The organism is Hugenholtzia roseola DSM 9546 (assembly GCF_000422585.1).
Classification (GTDB): Bacteria; Bacteroidota; Bacteroidia; order Cytophagales; family Bernardetiaceae; genus Hugenholtzia; species Hugenholtzia roseola.
In genome coordinates this window covers 114594-132746 of record NZ_KE383885.1, presented here as the reverse complement: position 1 = coordinate 132746, position 18153 = coordinate 114594, and the positions used below count along the sequence as shown (strand labels likewise).

Genomic DNA, 18153 nt, shown 5'->3' with positions numbered 1-18153 from the left:
AACATCTTTTATGAGCCTCTACCGATACAAAAAATTCTGCCTACTCTTTGTCGTTTTTTTCTCGATAATGGGAAAAAATGCCCTCTTGCAGGCGCAAAAGGAGGAAATTCCACAAACGACGCGCATCTTGTTTGTCTTAGATGCCAGCGGAAGCATGAACACCGATTGGGACGGAAGCACGCGCATGGAAATTGCCCGACAAATCTTATCCGAACTCATCGATTCGGTGGCACAACTGCCTTATACCGAAGTAGGGCTGCGCGTGTATGGGCATCAATTCTACCCTAACCAGAAAAATTGCCAAGATACCAAGCTCGAAGTGCCTATTAAAGCCAAAACGCACAATCAAATCCGCCAAAAGCTATACGAAATTACCGCCAAAGGCACTACGCCCATTGCCTACTCTTTGGAACAAGCAACGAAGGATTTTGCCGCTGATACGCGCAATACGCGCAATATCATCATTCTGATTACAGATGGAATTGAAGCCTGCAATGGCGACCCCTGTGCTATTTCGCGTGGCTTGCAGGAAAAAAATATCTTCTTGCGTCCTTTTGTTGTGGGCATGGGAATAGAACTGAAATATTTGGAGGCTTTTGCTTGTATGGGGCGTTTTCTCAATGCTCAAAATGGGCGGCAGTTCAAAAATGCCCTTAGCGAGGTCATGCAGCAAACTTTGGGCAAGACCACCGTCAGCGTCGAGCTTTTAGACGACAAAGGGCAGTTGCGCGAAAAAGACGTAAATGTTGCCTTTTTCAATGCCAGCACAGGCAGAAACGCCTATAATATCGTGCATTTTCGCGATAAGGCAGGCAAAACCGACTTGCTCAAAATAGACCCTGTCCCTACTTACGACATCATTGTCTATACCACTCCCCCTGTCGTAAAAAAAGGCGTAGAAATTATCGGCGGCAGGCACAACGCCATCAAAATTGCAGCACCGCAAGGCATCATACAAATCAATCAGAAGGGCGCGACCGACTATTCACGCGAGCATGCGGCTATTATTAGACAAAAAGGCAAGTCTGAAACCCTTTTGGTACAAAAAGTAAATGAACCTGAACGCCTTTTGGTAGGAAAATACGAAGTAGAGGTGCTGACCCGTCCGCGCCTTGTTTTCAAAGAGGTAGAAATTGCGCAAGGAAAGACCACCAAAATAGACATTCCTTCGCCCGGTATGCTTACCATCTTGAACAAATTGGCAGGCTTTGCCAGCATTTATGTCTTGAAGTCAGATGGCAGCGAGGAGTGGCTCTGCAATCTTCAAGAAAATAACATTACCCAGATGACTTTGGCTTTGCAGCCCGGACGCTACAAATTTGTGTATCGCGCAGCAGAAGCGGCGGATAGCTCTTTTTCAAAAACGGTTGTTTTCGACATCACTTCGGGCGGAAATTTCAATATCAACGTCTTTAAATTGTAGCAAGGCAAACCTTTAAACTTAAACCTTCAAACCTATTAGGTTTAAATTCTTTTTTAAATCTACAAACAAAACGCACATGCAAAAGTCTGTTTTTTACTTTGCCTTTGTCCAATCAAATTTGGATAACGTTTTAAATGAAAATGAGAAGCTGCACCATTCTTTGGAGCGCATACGCAGAAAGGGCGCAATCCAGTTGGAAAATCCGCCCAAAATGACAAAGGAAATACTTTTTAACGACTTCACCCAAACACAAAGAAACCGCCTCGCGCTCTTTCATTTTGCAGGACACGCCAATAAGGAAACCTTAGACCTTTTTGATGGAGAATTTGGGGGGCAGTCCTTAGCAAGCCTCATAAAAAATAATCAGTCGAATCTGCATTTGGTCTTTTTAAATGGTTGTGCTACTTATGGGCAGGTGCAGGGTTTGCTCGAAGGGGGCGTAAAGGTCGTGATTGCGACGCATAGAAGCATCGAGGACAAGGCAGCACTGCATTTTGCGGAGGCTTTTTATCATTCTCTTTTTGCAGAAAAGCCCGCTACCATTGCGCAAGCCTACCAAAATGCCTGCGACAAACTGAAAGAATTTACCGCACATTCCGAAACTATAACTATTTCGCCTATGCGAAGTGCTATCAAAAAATCGCAAATCATCGACCGAAAAAAAGAGGATTTTGTCCAACAGTGGGGCATTTTTACAGACGACCCCAAAGCCCTCGAATGGACGATTGAGCAGGTTATCAAAGACGAACACAAGCCTATTTTGCTCACCTCGCCGCCTTTTCAACCCCCTTTTGTTTTGGGAAGGGATAGCGATTTAGAAGCCGTACACAAACGCCTTTTTGAGGGCGACAATTTTTTGATGCTCGTCAATGGGCAGGGCGGAATCGGAAAAACTACTTTTGCTGCCAAATATTGGGCAGAATACGGAAATGACTATTCGCATTTGGCGTTTTTGTTTGTAGAAAATGGTATCGCCAACGCTCTTCTAACTCTTAGCAGGAAGCTGGGATTGGAATTTACGACTGAAACGCAGGAAGAGCAAATGCAAAAATTGATAGAAGCCGTTTCTAATCTGACCAAACCCTGCCTTTTGATTTTGGACAATGCCAACAACGAAGAAGATTTGAATGAAAATATTGTTTGGCTGCGAAAATGCCCTAATTTTCATATCTTGCTCACCTCGCGTTTGGCAGATTTTGAGTATGCCCAAAAATACCCCATTGGCACTTTGAGCAAAGAAGATGCCCTGCAAATGTTTAAAGAACATTACAAAAAAATGCAGGAAAGCGAAACGCCTCTTTTCGAAGAAATTTATGAGGCAGTAGGTGGAAATACGTTAGTTTTGGAACTTTTGGCAAAAAACCTAACGAATTTTAATAAACTCCGCCAAAAATATAGCCTGCAAATGCTCAAAGAAAACTTGCAAAAGAGCCTTTTAGAACTTTCGCATAGCAAGGAGGTAAAAACCGAATACCAAGCCAAAGGCACAGGCATACGCTACGAAACCCCCGAAGCCATTATTTTGGCAATGTACGACCTGACCGACTTACAAGAAAGCGAAATTGTTTTGCTTTCTGTTTTTGCCGTTTTACCTGCCGAAAATATTGAGTTTGAAACACTTAACAACTTTTTACAAGATGAAAATTTAGACGATACCCTGCTTTCGCTTGCCCAAAAAGGCTGGATAGAACAAAACGAAACGGCTTTTAAGATAAGCCCCGTAGTACAAGAAATAACCCGCCACAAAAACCAAGAACGTCTTTTTGCCGATTGTGAAAAGATGATTGATTTTTTGATTGATGAACTGGATAGGGACAATATCCACAAAGATAACTACAAATATGCTACGCTTTATAGCCGCTATGCCGAAAGTGTGGTGAATCATTTTGAACCCAAATTTGAAATAGGGAATTTGTGCGAAAGGATTGGTAATTTTTATGAAACAGTAGGTAATTTGTCTAATGCCTTGCAGTTTTTCGATAAGTGCAATCAAATTTTTTCTATTTTATCTTCCCAAAATCCGAACTCTGAAAATATCAAAAATGCGTTGGCGATTTCCTACTCCAAATTAGGGGAAACGCATAGCAGTTTGGGGGATTTAGCGCAGGCTTTACGCTTTTTTGAAAAATACAATCAATTAAAAAAAGAACTTTATGAAGCCTATCCTTCCAACGTGGACTTTAAAAATGGACTGGCGATTTCCTACTCCAAATTAGGGGAAACGCATAGCCGTTTGGGGGATTTAGCGCAGGCTTTAGAGTTTTTTGAAAAAGATATAGAGTTATCAAAAGAACTTTATGAAGCCTATCCTTCCAACGTGGGCTTTAAAAATGCGTTGGCGATTTCCTACTCCAAATTAGGGGAAACGCATAGCAGTTTGGGGGATTTAGCGCAGGCTTTACGCTTTTTTGAAAAACGAAATCAATTAGGAAAAGAACTTTATGAGTCCTATCCTTCCAACGTGGACTTTAAAAATGGACTGGCGATTTCCTACGAAAAATTAGGGGAAACGCATAGCAGTTTGGGGGATTTAGCGCAGGCGTTAGAGTTTTTTGAAAAACGAAATCAATTAGGAAAAGAACTTTCTGAATCCTATCCTTCCAACGTGGGCTTTAAAGAAGGACTGGCGATTTCCTACGAAAAATTAGGGCAAACGCATAGCAGTTTGGGAGATTTAAAGAAAGCATTAGACTTTTATGAAAAAATGAATCTTTTATTCAAAGAACTTTATGAGTCCTATCCTTCCAACGTGGGCTTTAAAAATGGACTGGCAACTGCAATTTGTTGGCTTGGAATCATTTATTCATCGTTAGGAAATTTAGAAAAAGCGTTACCTTATTTTGAGGAATACAACAAATTATCAAAAGACCTTTATGAATCCTATCCTTCCAACGTGGGCTTTAAAAATGGACTGGCGATTTCCTACTCCAAATTAGGGGAAACGCATAGTAGTTTGGGCAATTTACAGCAGGCTTTACAGTTTTTTGAAATAGAAACCAAGTTATTTGAAGACCTTTATGAAGTCTATCCTTCCAACGTGGGCTTTAAAAATGGACTGGCGATTTCCTACTCTAAATTAGGGGAGGTGCAGTCGAGTTTGGGCAATTTACAGCAGGCTTTACAGTTTTTTGAAATAGAAACCCAATTATTCAAAGAACTTTATGAATCCTATCCTTCCAACGTGGGATTTAAAAATGGACTGGCGATTTCGTATTATAAATTGTATGAGATTTATTTGAAAATGAACAAAAAAGCGGAAGCCAAACGATATTTGGTGCAGGCGGTCGGGCTTTTTGAAGAATTGAAAAATGCTTATCCCTCTTATGCTCAATTTACGAAGTTTTATGGGATTGCGAAAAATCAGTTAGCCTCCTTAGAATAGGCTCTTTTGGCTTTATGAATCTTCAAAGGATTGGTGTAGTTGTGTGTTTTTTGCCGAAAATGATTTAAAGATTTTAGCACAAATCAAACCTATTAGGTTTGAACAATTTAATTTTTACCTTTTTCAAGATGGGATTTGGCTTCAATTTTTTTCTGATTTTTATAGGCTTGCCTTTTTTTGCCCTTTTGCTATTGCTTTGGGGCGTAACAAAAAGTTCTGTTTTGGGGAAAGCCTTAGCAGGGTTCGCTGTTTTTTTGGTAGGATTTATCTTTTGTACAGTTCTTATTCGCTGGGCAACTGCCAAAAAGGAACTTGAAAAAGCAGACTACTATGGAGAATATGTTGTAAATCGCAACTATTTTAAAGGAAAACAAGCAGACTGGCAATATAATAGTTTTCGCTTTAAAATAAAAGAAAACGACTCTATTTATTTTTATGTTACAAATAAAGAGCAAATCGTAAAAATATATAAAGGTACTATTTCTACAAAAAATGTAGCAAACTCGGCTCGCCTTATCTTGAAAATGGAGCAACCTACCCATCATTTGCTCACCACTCCTCCAACTACCTATCGAGGTGCTTGGGATTTTTACTTGGTTTTCAATTCTCCCAAATTTGGCAACGTCTTTTTCAAAAAACAAGCATGGAAGCCTTTGTAGGCTTCTCATGCCGCTTTTTAGGTACTGAACTTGGGTCGTGTTTCTGAAAACGAAACCTCGTCGACGGTCGCGGACGCGCGAAGCTGGAGCTTCGCGCTACAATTAAAACTAAAAACCTCGCCGACGGTTACAGACGTGCGAAGCTGGAGCTTCGCGCTACAATTAAAACTACAAACCTCGCCGACGGTTTCTGCTATTCGGGCTTTGCATCGAAGGCTTCGCCCATCTTTTCCTTCCGCATTTTGTCGGAAACTTCGGCTAAAATAAGGGGGTCGTCAATGGTAGAAGGAACGGAATAGGGCTTGCCGTCTGCGATACTTCGCATCACATTTCGCAAGATTTTACCCGAACGGGTTTTGGGGAGTCGCTGCACAATCGCCACTCTTTTGAAACAGGCTACTGCCCCGATTTTTTCGCGCACTAAGGCTACGAGCTGATTTTCTAAGTCTTTTTCGCTAATTTTTGTCCCATCTTTTAAAACCACTAACCCAACAGGCACTTGCCCTTTGAGTGCGTCTTGGATTCCGATAACGGCACATTCGGCAACGGCATTATGGGAGGCAACAATTTCTTCCATCTCACCTGTTGAAAGGCGATGTCCTGCCACATTGATAACATCATCTATCCTACCCATGATATAAAAATAGCCTTCTTCATCATAAAAACCGCCATCTCCTGTGAGATAATAGCCCTCGAAGCGTTGGAAGTAAGATTTTTCGAAGCGTGCATCATCATGCCAAATGGTGAGCAAAGCACCGGGGGGCAGTGGCAATTTCACCACAACCGCACCCTCTTGATTGGGGGGGAGTGCTTTTCCATCTTCGCCCAAAATTTGTACTTGATAGCCTGAAAAGGGCTTACCTGCCGAGCCTACTTTGATGGGGAAAAGTTCTAAGCCCAAAGGATTGGCGAGCATGGGAGAGCCAGATTCGGTCTGCCACCAATGGTCTATAACGGGGATTCCCAATTTTTCTTGTAACCATTCCAGCGTGGCGGGGTCGCATCTTTCGCCTGCCAAAAAGAAGGCTTTTAGGTGCGATAGGTCGTATTGCTTGATAAGTAAGCCTTCGGGGTCTTCTTTGCGAATGGCGCGAATGGCGGTAGGGGCAGTGAAAAAGGTCTTGACTTGATGCTCTGCCATGACGCGCCAAAAAGCCCCTGCGTCAGGCGTGCGGACGGGTTTTCCTTCGTATAAAATCGTGGTGCAGCCTGCAATCAGGGGCGCATACACGATATAGGAATGACCCACAGCCCAACCCAAATCGGAGGCTGCCCAGAAGATGTCGCCCTGATAACTGTCATAAACTCCTGCTAAACTGTGCTGCATCGCAACGGCGTGTCCGCCATTGTCGCGCACGATACCTTTGGGCTTGCCCGTTGTGCCAGAGGTATAAATGATATAAAGTGGGTCGGTGGAAGCGACGGCAATACATTCGGCAGGTGCAGCATCTTCTAAAAGTTCTGCCCAATCTAAATCATAGCCCGCCTTTAAATCGGCGTTTAAAATGCCTTCGCGCTGAAAAATAAGCGTGTGTTTGGGCTTATGGCTTGCCTCGGCTAAGGCTTTGTCTAAAAGTGGCTTGTAGGGAATGACCCTATCCACTTCTATTCCACAAGAAGCCGATAAAATGAGCTTGGGTTTGGCATCATCTATCCGAACTGCCAACTCATGGGCTGCAAAGCCGCCAAAAACTACCGAGTGTATCGCCCCCAAACGCGCACAGGCAAGCATCGCAAAAAGCGTCTGTGGAATCATGGGCATATAAATAATGACCGTATCGCCTTTGGTTACGCCCAATGCCGACAAGACTCCTGCCAGTTGTGCCACTTCATCGCGAAGCTGACGGTAGGTGAATTTTTGCTTCGTCTCCGTTACGGGCGAATCGTAAATTAGGGCGATTTCTTCGCCTCTGCCCTGCGCTACGTGGTGGTCGGCGGCTAAATAACAGGTATTGAGCTTGCCGTCGGCAAACCAACGGTAATAGCCTCTTTCGTTTTGTGTCAGGATTTGAGTCGGCTTTTGAAACCAAGCAATTTTCTCTGCCTCTGCCTGCCAAAAGTCAATAGGGGCTTCGAGGCTTTTTTGGTAGAGAGCTTGATAGTTTTTAGGGGACTTGGGAGAGCAAGACTGCATAAGTGTTCGGTGTTGTTTAGGTGAAAAAATACGTTCCTATAAAATTAACTATTCTTTATCGAAATGTAAAATTTTTCACCACTCAAACTGTTAAATAGAGATAGTTATTTGGCTAAAAGTCTAATTTGCAGAATCTTGACGCAGCGAAATTGCGCTTATTTTCGCTGCCTATCTTTTTTTTTGCTTTTTTTTACGATTGAAAGTAGCGCGTTTCTCTTTTTTCAATATCTTAGGCGCAACAATTTTTAGCCTTAAAAAATTAACATCTTTATTTTTATCAAACCCATGAAAAAACGCTTTTTTGTCGCTTTCATTTTCGGACTTGTTTTTTTCGTACCCTATCTTGGCTCTTTGCTCAAATGGGGCAAACTGCCCGACGGATACGGCTTATTCCCCTCACAATTTGTGGCAGGCAAGCCGGGTTTTAATGAAACCCTTTTTATCATTGCGGCTGCCTTTGTGCTGCTATTGAGCCTTTTCCTACTTTTTCCCCAACTTTTTGGCTTTAAAAAAAGCCCACCGCCTGCTACACCCGAAAAAGTACCCTTGCCCAAATGGTTTTATGCAGGGCTTGTCCTCAATGGCGTGAGCTGGCTGCTCATGTGGCTCAAACCCGAACCGCTTATATACCTTAGTTATTGGTCTTTTACGCCGCTCTGGTGGGGTTTTATCCTGATGTTAGACGGTTGGGTTTATAGTAGAAATAAGGGTTTTTCCCTAATTTCAAGCCGCACAGCCCTGCTCAAATTTGTTGGGGGTTGTTTCTTGTACAATGTGGTTTATGTTTGAATATTTAGACTTTTTCGTATTAGAAAACTGGTATTATCCCAATGCCTACCTGCTGACTCCCTTTGGCAATATTGTCGTGCAGGCGATTGCTTATACAACGGTGCTTCCTGCCATTATAGAGTGGTATTGGTTGCTCAAAACAGTGCCTGCCCTCAATCGCAAATACAGTCAGGGCTGGAAAATCAGCGTAGGAAAGGGCGGCTTGTTTTTTTTCTTATTCGCAGGTTTTGGCTTGCTCTTTTTGATGGGATACGCGCCTTATCTCTTTTTTTGGGGCTTATGGATAGGCTGTATTCCTGTTTTGGGGGCTGCTTTGAGTTTGGCAGGCGTGCCTACGCCTTTTAGCTCGATACGTCAGGGCGACTGGACACAAACCATTCTGCTCGCCTTAGCGACGTTCTTCAACGGCTTTATTTGGGAATTTTGGAACTTCGGGTCGGGCTTTTTTAGGGCGGATATTGTAGCAAATCCCAACTATTGGAAATATGACATTCCCTATGTCAATGTCCTGCATTTTTTTTCTGAAATGCCGCTATTGGGCTATTTTGGCTATCTCTTTTTTGGGATTTTGTTCCTACTAATTTGGCTTGTCATTGCCTACATCTTCAATCTTGAATCGGACATCGAACCCAACTCTTATGGCACTAAAAAATAAAATCAAATACTATTGGCTCACGCTTTTGCTAACAGGACTGCCTGCCCTGCTCTTATTATGGCTTCGCAATATGCTGGTGGGCAATCAAATTTATAACTTCCTGCTTTGGAATTTATTTCTGGGCATCATACCGCTTGTCGTGATAAGTGCCGTAGCCTATGGGCAGGGCAAAATTGGGCGCGTCTTTTTTTGGTTCGGCATGGGGCTTTGGCTACTTTTCTACCCCAATGCGCCCTATATGATTACCGATTTGATACACATCAATTCAAGCAGTCCGATTGTGGTCTATGATGCACTCCTGATTTTTATTCTGGCAATGCTCTCCACTTTTGCAGGCTTTTATTCTTTAAGTGTTGCCTTAGATTTAATTCAGAGTAGAAGCGGTAAAAATAGTAAGGTTTTTTCTTGGATTGTCTTGCTTTTTTCAATTTTTATGAGTAGCTTGGGCATCTATTTGGGAAGGGTGTTGCGCCTCAACTCTTGGGACATCTTTTCCAAACCCATTCAAACATTTGTCCTTATCATAGACCATCTTTTTCCTATCTCAAAAAATCCGACTACTTATAGTATGATTTTTTTGTTTAGTTTCTTGCAAATTCTTTTGCTTTTATGGGCATCTGCGCCCCTTTTACAAAACTTTTTTGTGCAAGACGCTCAAAAAAGTTAGACTTGGTAAATACAGCTCGCAATACAGGCTTTTTCTTTTGTAGAATATTGATTTTCAGTAATTTATAGATAAGTGAAAGCCTGTTTTGTAATTTGTTCATAAAAAAATGCTACTTTCAAAAGTAGCCCATAAAACTTCTCACAAACGTTAAGTTTAGAAAAACAACCAAGCCCATGTTGAAAAAATTGCTACAAAATCTGTTGTGCTTACTTCTTTCTACTATCCTCTTTCCTCCTTCTTTACTTTGGGGACAGCAAAAGTTGGCAGAACCCTATGCGTGGATTGAGTCTTCCCAAAAGATAAGTTTTAAAGACAAGTCTATTTCGTTTCTTATCGGCGAATCCGTTTCCTTTTACGAAGAAATAGAGCAAACCGACGCAGAAGGGAAAGTGGTCAGAATGGACATTGCGCAGATTGTAGCCTTAGATAAAAAAGGGGCTTTCCTACCAAACGATAAGCCCGTTTTTGCGCGTCCTGCTTCTACTTCGCGCTTTTGGTTTCGCTTTACGGTAGAAAATCATACCGACGAAGATATTTGGATAAATGTAGGCTCTACTTATCCTTGGTTTATCAATTTCTACGCCTTAGATTCGGCAGACACGCCACAACTGCTCCACCAAACAGGCTCGATGCGTCCCGAAGAGAGCAAAGCCTATCCTGCCAATACCTTTTGGCTGCCTATCAATAAAAAAGGCGAAACACAGCCCAAAGTCTATTACCTAAGCATAGACGCAAATCTAACCTTAGAAGTACCCATAGAAATAGGAACGCTCAAATCTTTGCACAAAACCAAGACCGTTTATGACTTTCTTACAGCAGGGTTTGGCGGCTTGATTATCATTATGCTCCTCTACAATGGCTTTTTATATGCCTCTACACGTGAGCATATCTACGGCTATTACATGGGCTATTTAGCAACTATGATGTTTGGTATGATGTATGCCAATAATTATCCGTTTTTTCTACAATGGGATTTTGGCTTTATCAATCGCTATAATCTAAATCAATATTTTATCCTTTGGCACGCGCCTGCCTACTTTTTTGTGGGCATGTTTTGTATCAAATACTTGGATTTAAGCCCCAAAAAAGGCAATTTCGGAAGGAAGGCTATCCTTACGATTGTTTTTGTGATGGTGGGTATTTATCCTATCCTTTCGCTATTAGGTATTGTGCGTGGCGATTTGCTCAATATTTTTCAAGCCTTAGTGATGGTTTTGTATCTCACCTGCCTGATTACGGCTTATTATTTTGTCTATAAAAAAGACCCAAGAGCGCGTTTCTACGCCTTAGGCTGGACGCTGCTGATGGCTGGTGCTTTTTGCTTTTTTTCCGTAGCCAATGGCATTGCTTTCACCTACAATCCTTATACACGTAGCGCACTTTATTTTGGCGTAGCCTTAGAAGTTTGGATGTTTTCCCTTGCTTTGGGCGATAGACTCAACCTTTTGAGAAAGGAAAGAGAGCGCGAGCGAGCCGAAAAGTTGCAACTCATAGAGGAGCAAAATGCCGTTTTGGAGCGAAAAATTCAGGAGCGAACCGCCGAAATTTTGGAAAAAAACTTAGAGCTACAAGAAAAAAACGACGAAATTCAGCAGCAAAGCGAGGAAATTTCACAACACAACGAAGAACTTTCTTCTATCTTGGAGGTGATGCAATCGCAAAACGAACTTATCAAAAAGAGCAACGAGGAAGTAAAGGCGAGTATTGTCTATGCAAGTCGTATTCAAAATGCCCTACTGCCGCAGCAGGAGCGTGTCAGACAACTTTTCGACGAGTTTTTTGTCCTCTATTTGCCTCGCGACATTGTCAGTGGCGATTTTTATTGGTGTGAGGAAGTCGGTGAAAAATTGATTTTGGTATTGGCAGACTGCACAGGGCATGGCGTGCCGGGTGCTTTTATGTCTACTTTGGGAATTTCCGCGCTCAATAGCATTGTCTTTCAGGAACATACCTATCAGCCCGACCAAATTTTAAACAAACTGCATTTTTATATCTACAAGGCACTACGACAAGATGTTTCCGACAATACCGACGGCATGGACGTTTCCGTCTTGGTCATCGATAGGGCAGCTAAGAAGGCACAAATTGCCGCCGCCATGAGTCCGATTTATTGTTGGCAGAATCAAACTTTTACAGAGATAAAGGCGGATAAGATGCCCATTGGAAGTAGGCAGTATGGCAGAGAACGCCACTATCAGACGCAAACCGTTGATTTGGAAAGTGAAACGACCTTTTATCTTGCCTCCGACGGCTATCAAGACCAATTCGGCGGAAAAGAGAGAAAGAAGTTTATGAAAAAACGCTTCAAGGAGTTGCTTGCTCAAAATGCACAAGAGCCTCTGCCCCAACAGCAGGAAAAATTAAGCACTACCCTGCAAAATTGGGTGCTACAAGGAGGTGAAAAGCAAATTGATGACATCGTTGTCTTGGGGGTAAAGGTCATTATCTAAACTTTTTGATGCGATTTTGCAGGACAAAGTGGAGAAAAGTAGGGCGTTGTTGCAACGGTCGTAGGGACAAGGCACTGCCTTGTCCGAAGCGAGGTTGAAATAAAAAGAAGGTTTCATATCCAAAAATAGGATTCATGCCAAATTTTATTTCGTGTCAAGTTTGAAAAACTGTGTCTGCCTTATTACTCTGCCAAAAATGCAGCCCTTTCCCAAACCATTTGCGCCGCAAGCAGAGCCACAAGCAGGGAAAGAGCGGCTGTCCATATTTTTTTATCGAGTTTCAAAACCTGCGTCCATACGCCCACTAAGGCGAACAAGACGGCGACAATCAGAAGTTGCCCAATTTCAACGCCTACATTGAAACCCAAGACGGCAACCCAAAGGCTTTGCGCTTTGCCTATCAAAGCGCGAGCGGTATTGGCAAAACCCAAGCCATGAATAAGCCCAAAAATCGTTGTAAGGGCGTAGGTTAGTCCGAAATGCGCACCTGCCTCTTTCCAGAGCAAGCCGCTCAAATTCCAGAGTGCCGTTAGCAAAATCGTAACGGGAATCAGAAATTCTACCCAATCGGCAGAGAAGGGAATAATGCCCAAGCCTGCCAATAGGAGCGTGAGCGAATGTCCTAAGGTAAAAGCACTGACCAAGCCCACTACTTTTTTCCAAGCCTTCCAATCGTAGAGAGCGGCTAAGGCGGCAATGAAAAGCAAGTGGTCGTAGCCTTGCTGCCAGTCTGTCAGGTGTTCAAAGCCTAATTGTAAGTAAATCCAGAAGCTATCGCTTGTCATCATGGGAGTTGGGGTTTGTCTAATTTTAAAGGCAAAAAGAATTGCAAAAAGAATTGCAAAAAGAATCATAAAAAGAAGCATAAAAATAATTGCAAAGTTCGCAATATTTCTATGTTCAGCAGGGTCTTGAAAAGCACAAGCCTAAGACTGAGCCTAAGACCTGTGCAAAGATAGAAAACAAAACATAAACAAAAATTGAGGCGCAGGGTTGCTTTTTTATCTAAAAACCCTTATTTTGCCTTTCAGAGCGAGGAGTGAAATCTTCAAAACGCTCTTTTTTCTGCTAAATGCCTCATTTTAAACCAAAGTAAGTATGATATTTTTGAGAATCATCACCATTTTGCTTCCTACCTTATGCGTGCTTCTGGCTTTTGCGGGGGTTGGTTTTTGGTACAATAAAAAAGCGAAGGCGAAGGCTTTGGCGCGTAAATTATCCGACGCAAATCTAATTAGCGAGGTAGCGCGTGCAGGGGGCAGTGTTACGGCTTCGCACCTATGCTTACTCTTGGGCGTGGATTTGGGGAAGGCGCAGGAAAGGCTCGAAGATTTGTATGCCAAAGGCGTTTTCGAAACCGATTTTTTGGACAACGGAACAGTCAGATATACGCTTTCCGATAAAAATTTGCACCAGCAGCCCTTTAAAGGCAATAACCTCAATGCACCACCACCTTTTTAAAAGGGTTGTTATTTTTTATAGTATTCAATTTTTAATACAATTTTTATGCAAAAAAGTATAATTTATGAACAAGCGCGTTGGCGCGTATGGCTTTGTTTGGTATCTGATTTTTCGTCTGATTTTTTAAATGTTATTGAAGATATAGAAGAAAAAAATAGCCCAAATCAAGATGAAAGTCAAGATGCAGTCAGCACCGAAATCACCCCTCAAACCGCAAAAGCCCAAACCAAGCCGCCCGAAGGTGAGGCTGTGCTTCAAATCGAGCTATTTTTTTTGGAAAATGAAGTAGAACTTTTCCAATCCGAAATGCCCAATTTTCTACCCTTTATCACTTTGTATCAGGCAAAGAAAATTCTTTGGGACTTGCGAAATTTTCAGATTTTGGTAGAGCCTGCGCTCCAAGAATGGATAGATACCCACATCAACGCCGCCGAAGTAGAGGCAGGTATCGTGCAGGAGGCTTTTCTGATGCCGCCCGACGAGATTGCACAAATCGCCATCGAGCAAACAATGGACGAGGCACAGGGGCAGCAAATCAAGACGGCATTTTTCGAAACCGAGGCCGCCGCTTGGCTGTGGCTCAATTCTACCTTAGAAAGCTAAAAGGCAGGGCGAAGTTCCTATTTCAAAGTGCGTAAGCGAGGCAGTGGCTTGCCGAAATGGAATACTTTTAAGGGCTTTTTTATCCGAAAACGCGCTATTTTTATCCTTTATTCCCCATGATTTCGTAATTTTGTGCTTCATAGCGGCTTTGAGCCAACTTGCCTAAATCTTGCCCTGCCCTTTCGCCTTTTTGCGGAGCGGGGTAAAATCTGACAATTTGTCGGGTTTGGCTAAAAAAAAGCCTGCATAAATCAATATGGCGGGTTTCTTTCTATGAAAGCAAAAGCCTTCTGCTTTTTCTATTTTTACAAGCTGCGCCTTGCCTACCAGCAGTTTGTTTTCCCTTTGTAATTTCAACTTCGGTACATATCGTTTTTATATTTTATGGATTTTCTAACAAAAGCTATCGTTTCGGTATTCGGCACCAAATCTGACCGCGACCGCAAAAAACTCCTTCCTTACGTAGAGAAAGTAAATGCAGAATTTAACCGTTTGGCATCTCTTTCTGACGACCAACTGCGTGAGCGCACGCAAGATGTCAAAGCCCTTATCAATGCGCATCTAAAAGACACCGACGACAAAATTGCCGACTTGCGCCGCCAGATAGCCGAAAATCCAGAGATGGAAATTCAGCAGAAAGAAACGATTTTTACCCAAATTGATGAGCTTGAAAAGCAACGCAATAAGGAACTGGAAGTGGTCTTGGAACAGGTGCTGCCGCAGGGTTTTGCTATCGTAAAGGAAACGGCGCGAAGATTTAAGGAGAACAAAAAAATAGTCGTTACTGCCAACGACAACGACCGCAAGCATGGCAATCGCTATGCGAAATTACGCGCCGAAGGAAAGGCAACTGCCGATAGTGGCGTAGAGCTTACCGCCGACGGCAAGGCGATTTGGTACAACAAGTGGCTTGTGGCAGGGCAGGAATTGGCTTGGGACATGGTGCATTACGACGTGCAGATAATCGGCGGCGTGGTCTTGCATCAGGGCAAAATTGCGGAAATGGCGACAGGCGAGGGCAAGACCCTTGTTTCTACTTTCCCTTCTTTCCTCAATGCCTTAGCCGATAGAGGCGTGCATTTGGTTACGGTCAATGACTATTTGGCAAAGCGCGACAGCGAATGGATGGCACCTCTTTTCGAGTTTCATGGCATGAGCGTAGATTGCATCGACAAACATCAGCCCAATACCGAAGCCCGCCGAAATGCCTATCGTGCCTCCATTACCTATGGAACAAACAACGAATTTGGCTTCGATTATTTGCGCGATAACATGGCGCGTGAGGTTGATGAATTGGTACAACGCCAACACCACTTCGCTATGGTCGATGAAGTCGACTCGGTCTTGATTGATGACGCGCGAACTCCTCTTATCATTTCAGGACCCGTTTCGAATAGCGACGACAAAGAAGACTTCAATCGCTTCAAACCGCGTGTGGCAGATTTGGTAAAGGCACAAGAAAAGTTGATTTTAGAATTTTTGAACGAAGCCAAACGCCTTTTGAAAGAAGGCAAAGACAAAGAGGCGGCTTTGCCTATCCTACGCGCTTATCGTGGCTTGCCCGAATATAAGCCGCTTATCAAATTTTTGAGCGAACAAGGCGTGAAGGCGATTTTGCAAAGGGTTGAAAATGAGTACCTTTCCGAAAATGCTCGCCGCATGCCCGAAGCCGATGAGCCGCTATTTTTTACCATCGAAAAGAAAAACAATCAGGTGCAGCTTACCCAAAAAGGTATCCAAACGCTGACCAAACAAAACGAAGAAGCGGGCTTTTTTGTCCTGCCTGTCATTGGCGTAGAAATTGCCAAAATAGAAAAGCGGCAGGATTTGGACGAACCGCAAAAGGCGGCACTCAAAGATAAATTGATGCTCGAATACAATGCAAAGGCTTCGCGTATCCACACCGTTTCCCAACTTTTGAAAGCCTATACCCTTTTTGAAAAAGATGTAGATTATATCGTTTCCGAAGATGGCAAAGTCAAGATTGTAGATGAGCAGACAGGGCGTATCATGGAAGGCAGACGCTATTCCGAAGGGCTACACCAAGCCTTAGAAGCCAAAGAAAACGTAGAGGTAGAAGATGCCACCCAAACCTATGCGACAGTTACGCTTCAAAACTATTTCCGTATGTATCACAAATTAGCAGGTATGACGGGAACGGCAGAAACCGAAGCGGCAGAGTTTGGCGAAATCTACAAATTAGATGTAGTCAGTATTCCTACCAACCGCAAAATTTCGCGTTTCGACTTAGAAGACAAAGTTTTCAAGACCGAGCGCGAAAAATTAAGAGCCATTGTAGCCGAAATCAAGGACTGTGTAGAGAAAAAACGCCCCGTTTTGGTCGGTACTACTTCGGTAGAAAAGTCCGAAATTTTGAGCAAGGCTTTGAGCATGCTCAAAATTCCGCATCAGGTCTTGAACGCCAAGCAGCACGCCAAAGAAGCCGAAATTGTAGCCTTAGCAGGTATCCCGGGTACGGTTACGATTGCGACCAACATGGCAGGGCGCGGTACCGACATCAAACTCACGCCCGAAGCAAAAGCCGCAGGCGGTTTGGCAATTATCGGAACGGAACGCCACGAGTCGAGGCGTGTAGATAGGCAGTTGCGCGGTAGGGCAGGTCGTCAGGGCGACCCCGGTAGTTCGCAGTTCTTCGTCAGTTTGGAAGACCCGCTGATGCGCATGTTCGGTTCGGATAAAATTGCTTCTATTATGGATAGACTTGGCTTGCAGGAAGGCGAAGTTATCCAACACTCGATGATTACCAAATCCATAGAAAGGGCGCAGAGAAAGGTAGAAGAAAACAATTTCGGCGCACGCAAGCACCTTTTAGAGTATGACGACGTGATGAACAAGCAGCGCAATGTCATCTATAAAAGACGCAGAAATGCCCTTTTCGGAGAGCGTCTGGATTTGGACTTGATGGAAATTTTCTACCAAATGGCGCGTACTGCCATCACTACCTACAAAGGCGACTATGCTGCCTTCCAACACGCTTGTTACGATTTCTTCGGACTTTTGGAAATAGGCATAGACGAAAACCAATTCCGCACCGAAGAAGAAAGCCGCTTGGTGCAGCTTTTATATCGAAAAGTGTATCAAGATTACAAGGCGAAAAAGCAGGCGATTGCTCAAAAATTGCTTCCTGTCCTCGAATCGGTCTATCAGGAGCGCGGCAAAATCATGCAGCAGGTTACGCTTCTTTTCAATGAATACAACTATATCATTGCCCTGCCTTCCTACCCAAATGCCAACGGCGAGCCAAATAGCTATGCTGCCATTCCCTTTTCAGACGGCAAACGCTATATGAACCCCGTTATCGATGTCAAACGCGCCATCGAGAGCAAGGGGACAAGTTTGATGAAAGAAATGGAGCAAAATATTGTCCTTTCTATCATCGATAACCTTTGGAAAGAGCATTTGCGCGAAATGGACGAGCTACGCAAGCAGGTACAAATGGTGCGTTTCGAGCAAAAAGACCCCCTTGTCGTCTATAAATTTGAAGCCTTCAATCTCTTTAAGCAGCTTATCGCTGATTTGAATGAAGAAGTGGTGCAGTTCCTTTCAAAGGTGCAGCTTCACCAGCAAGACCCTGCCGATGTAGAACGCGCACGCGCCGCCTTTTTGAAACAAGAAAAAGAACGCGCCGAAAGGGAAAAGCAAATGCAAACCAACCAAGCCGAGCGCAGCGGTGAGATAGACCTGCAAAGCGACAACCAAAAAGTTGGAAACACGCAGCCGCAGGAAGAAAAAATAACCCCAAGAACCGTCACCAAAGAGCCAGATAGAAACCAAACCATTAAGGTACGCTATCACAATGGCGAAATTGTGGAAGGCAAGTATAAAAAACTCAAAGCCGACCTCGATGACAATAAGTGCGTCTTGATTTAGGCAACCGTCGACGAGGCTGTTAGCCGTCGTCGAGGTTTT

The 18153-nt window shown here is 43.4% G+C and carries 13 protein-coding genes; 10 read left to right on the top strand and 3 right to left on the bottom strand.

The features are described from left to right. Window positions 1-10: 10 nt before the first annotated feature. The 3 genes from G500_RS0118330 to G500_RS0118320 all read left to right on the top strand — a co-directional run bounded on the left by G500_RS0118330 (window position 11) and on the right by G500_RS0118320 (window position 5464). Window positions 11-1423 (top strand): vWA domain-containing protein, encoded by a 1413-nt coding sequence (locus G500_RS0118330; RefSeq protein ID WP_027003596.1) that lies wholly within the window; start codon window positions 11-13, stop codon window positions 1421-1423. A 76-nt stretch (window positions 1424-1499) separates the two neighbouring features. Then, a complete protein-coding gene (locus G500_RS24180; RefSeq protein ID WP_051203860.1) occupies window positions 1500-4805 on the top strand; it encodes a tetratricopeptide repeat protein in 3306 nt (1101 codons plus the stop codon). Between the two features lie 98 nt (window positions 4806-4903). Then, window positions 4904-5464, top strand: a complete 561-nt coding sequence (locus tag G500_RS0118320; RefSeq protein WP_211220175.1) for a hypothetical protein — start codon at window positions 4904-4906, stop codon at window positions 5462-5464. A 193-nt stretch (window positions 5465-5657) separates the two neighbouring features. On the opposite strand, the gene G500_RS0118315 is transcribed toward G500_RS0118320, so the two are convergent. Next, complete coding sequence (locus G500_RS0118315) at window positions 5658-7598, bottom strand: propionyl-CoA synthetase (RefSeq protein WP_027003594.1); 1941 nt, start codon at window positions 7596-7598, stop codon at window positions 5658-5660. A gap of 285 nt (window positions 7599-7883) precedes the next feature. Here G500_RS0118315 and G500_RS26300 point away from each other — a divergent pair, with 285 nt between their 5' ends. From G500_RS26300 to G500_RS0118295, 4 genes are all read left to right on the top strand, one after another. Then, entirely contained in the window at window positions 7884-8387 is a 504-nt protein-coding gene (locus G500_RS26300; RefSeq protein WP_211220174.1) for a hypothetical protein, read from the top strand. Beyond that, complete coding sequence (locus tag G500_RS26295; protein ID WP_211220173.1) at window positions 8380-9042, top strand: hypothetical protein; 663 nt, start codon at window positions 8380-8382, stop codon at window positions 9040-9042. Before G500_RS26300 ends, G500_RS26295 begins: the two co-directional genes overlap by 8 nt. Continuing rightward, window positions 9026-9709, top strand: coding sequence for a DUF1361 domain-containing protein (locus G500_RS25280; protein ID WP_051203858.1), 684 nt, complete (start codon window positions 9026-9028; stop codon window positions 9707-9709). The genes G500_RS26295 and G500_RS25280 overlap by 17 nt, the downstream gene beginning before the upstream one ends. Before the next feature lie 173 nt (window positions 9710-9882). After that, the gene (locus G500_RS0118295; protein WP_027003593.1) at window positions 9883-12159 is read left to right on the top strand and encodes a 7TM diverse intracellular signaling domain-containing protein; all 2277 of its coding nucleotides are present in this window, start codon (window positions 9883-9885) and stop codon (window positions 12157-12159) included. On the opposite strand, the gene G500_RS25805 is transcribed toward G500_RS0118295, so the two are convergent. After that, window positions 12152-12295: a hypothetical protein gene (locus tag G500_RS25805; protein WP_154657221.1), complete on the bottom strand. Its 144-nt coding sequence runs from the start codon at window positions 12293-12295 to the stop codon at window positions 12152-12154. The two genes, G500_RS0118295 and G500_RS25805, sit on opposite strands and share 8 nt — an antisense overlap. Before the next feature lie 46 nt (window positions 12296-12341). Continuing rightward, complete coding sequence (locus tag G500_RS0118285) at window positions 12342-12947, bottom strand: HupE/UreJ family protein (protein WP_027003592.1); 606 nt, start codon at window positions 12945-12947, stop codon at window positions 12342-12344. A 310-nt stretch (window positions 12948-13257) separates the two neighbouring features. Here G500_RS0118285 and G500_RS0118280 point away from each other — a divergent pair, with 310 nt between their 5' ends. From G500_RS0118280 to G500_RS0118265, 3 genes are all read left to right on the top strand, one after another. Beyond that, entirely contained in the window at window positions 13258-13620 is a 363-nt protein-coding gene (locus tag G500_RS0118280) for a hypothetical protein (protein WP_027003591.1), read from the top strand. A 45-nt stretch (window positions 13621-13665) separates the two neighbouring features. Further along, a complete protein-coding gene (locus tag G500_RS0118275) occupies window positions 13666-14223 on the top strand; it encodes a hypothetical protein (RefSeq protein WP_027003590.1) in 558 nt (185 codons plus the stop codon). Between the two features lie 384 nt (window positions 14224-14607). Further along, a complete protein-coding gene (locus G500_RS0118265) occupies window positions 14608-18114 on the top strand; it encodes a preprotein translocase subunit SecA (RefSeq protein ID WP_035758029.1) in 3507 nt (1168 codons plus the stop codon). Window positions 18115-18153: the final 39 nt, after the last annotated feature.

Coding starts and splice junctions, on each gene's coding strand:
- G500_RS0118330 (WP_027003596.1), top strand. CDS start 11: ATGAGCCTCTACCGATACAAAAAATTCTGCCTACTCTTTGTCGTTTTT.
- G500_RS24180 (WP_051203860.1), top strand. CDS start 1,500: ATGCAAAAGTCTGTTTTTTACTTTGCCTTTGTCCAATCAAATTTGGAT.
- G500_RS0118315 (WP_027003594.1), bottom strand. CDS start 7,598: ATGCAGTCTTGCTCTCCCAAGTCCCCTAAAAACTATCAAGCTCTCTAC.
- G500_RS26300 (WP_211220174.1), top strand. CDS start 7,884: ATGAAAAAACGCTTTTTTGTCGCTTTCATTTTCGGACTTGTTTTTTTC.
- G500_RS26295 (WP_211220173.1), top strand. CDS start 8,380: ATGTTTGAATATTTAGACTTTTTCGTATTAGAAAACTGGTATTATCCC.
- G500_RS25280 (WP_051203858.1), top strand. CDS start 9,026: ATGGCACTAAAAAATAAAATCAAATACTATTGGCTCACGCTTTTGCTA.
- G500_RS0118295 (WP_027003593.1), top strand. CDS start 9,883: ATGTTGAAAAAATTGCTACAAAATCTGTTGTGCTTACTTCTTTCTACT.
- G500_RS25805 (WP_154657221.1), bottom strand. CDS start 12,295: ATGAATCCTATTTTTGGATATGAAACCTTCTTTTTATTTCAACCTCGC.
- G500_RS0118285 (WP_027003592.1), bottom strand. CDS start 12,947: ATGATGACAAGCGATAGCTTCTGGATTTACTTACAATTAGGCTTTGAA.
- G500_RS0118280 (WP_027003591.1), top strand. CDS start 13,258: ATGATATTTTTGAGAATCATCACCATTTTGCTTCCTACCTTATGCGTG.
- G500_RS0118275 (WP_027003590.1), top strand. CDS start 13,666: ATGCAAAAAAGTATAATTTATGAACAAGCGCGTTGGCGCGTATGGCTT.
- G500_RS0118265 (WP_035758029.1), top strand. CDS start 14,608: ATGGATTTTCTAACAAAAGCTATCGTTTCGGTATTCGGCACCAAATCT.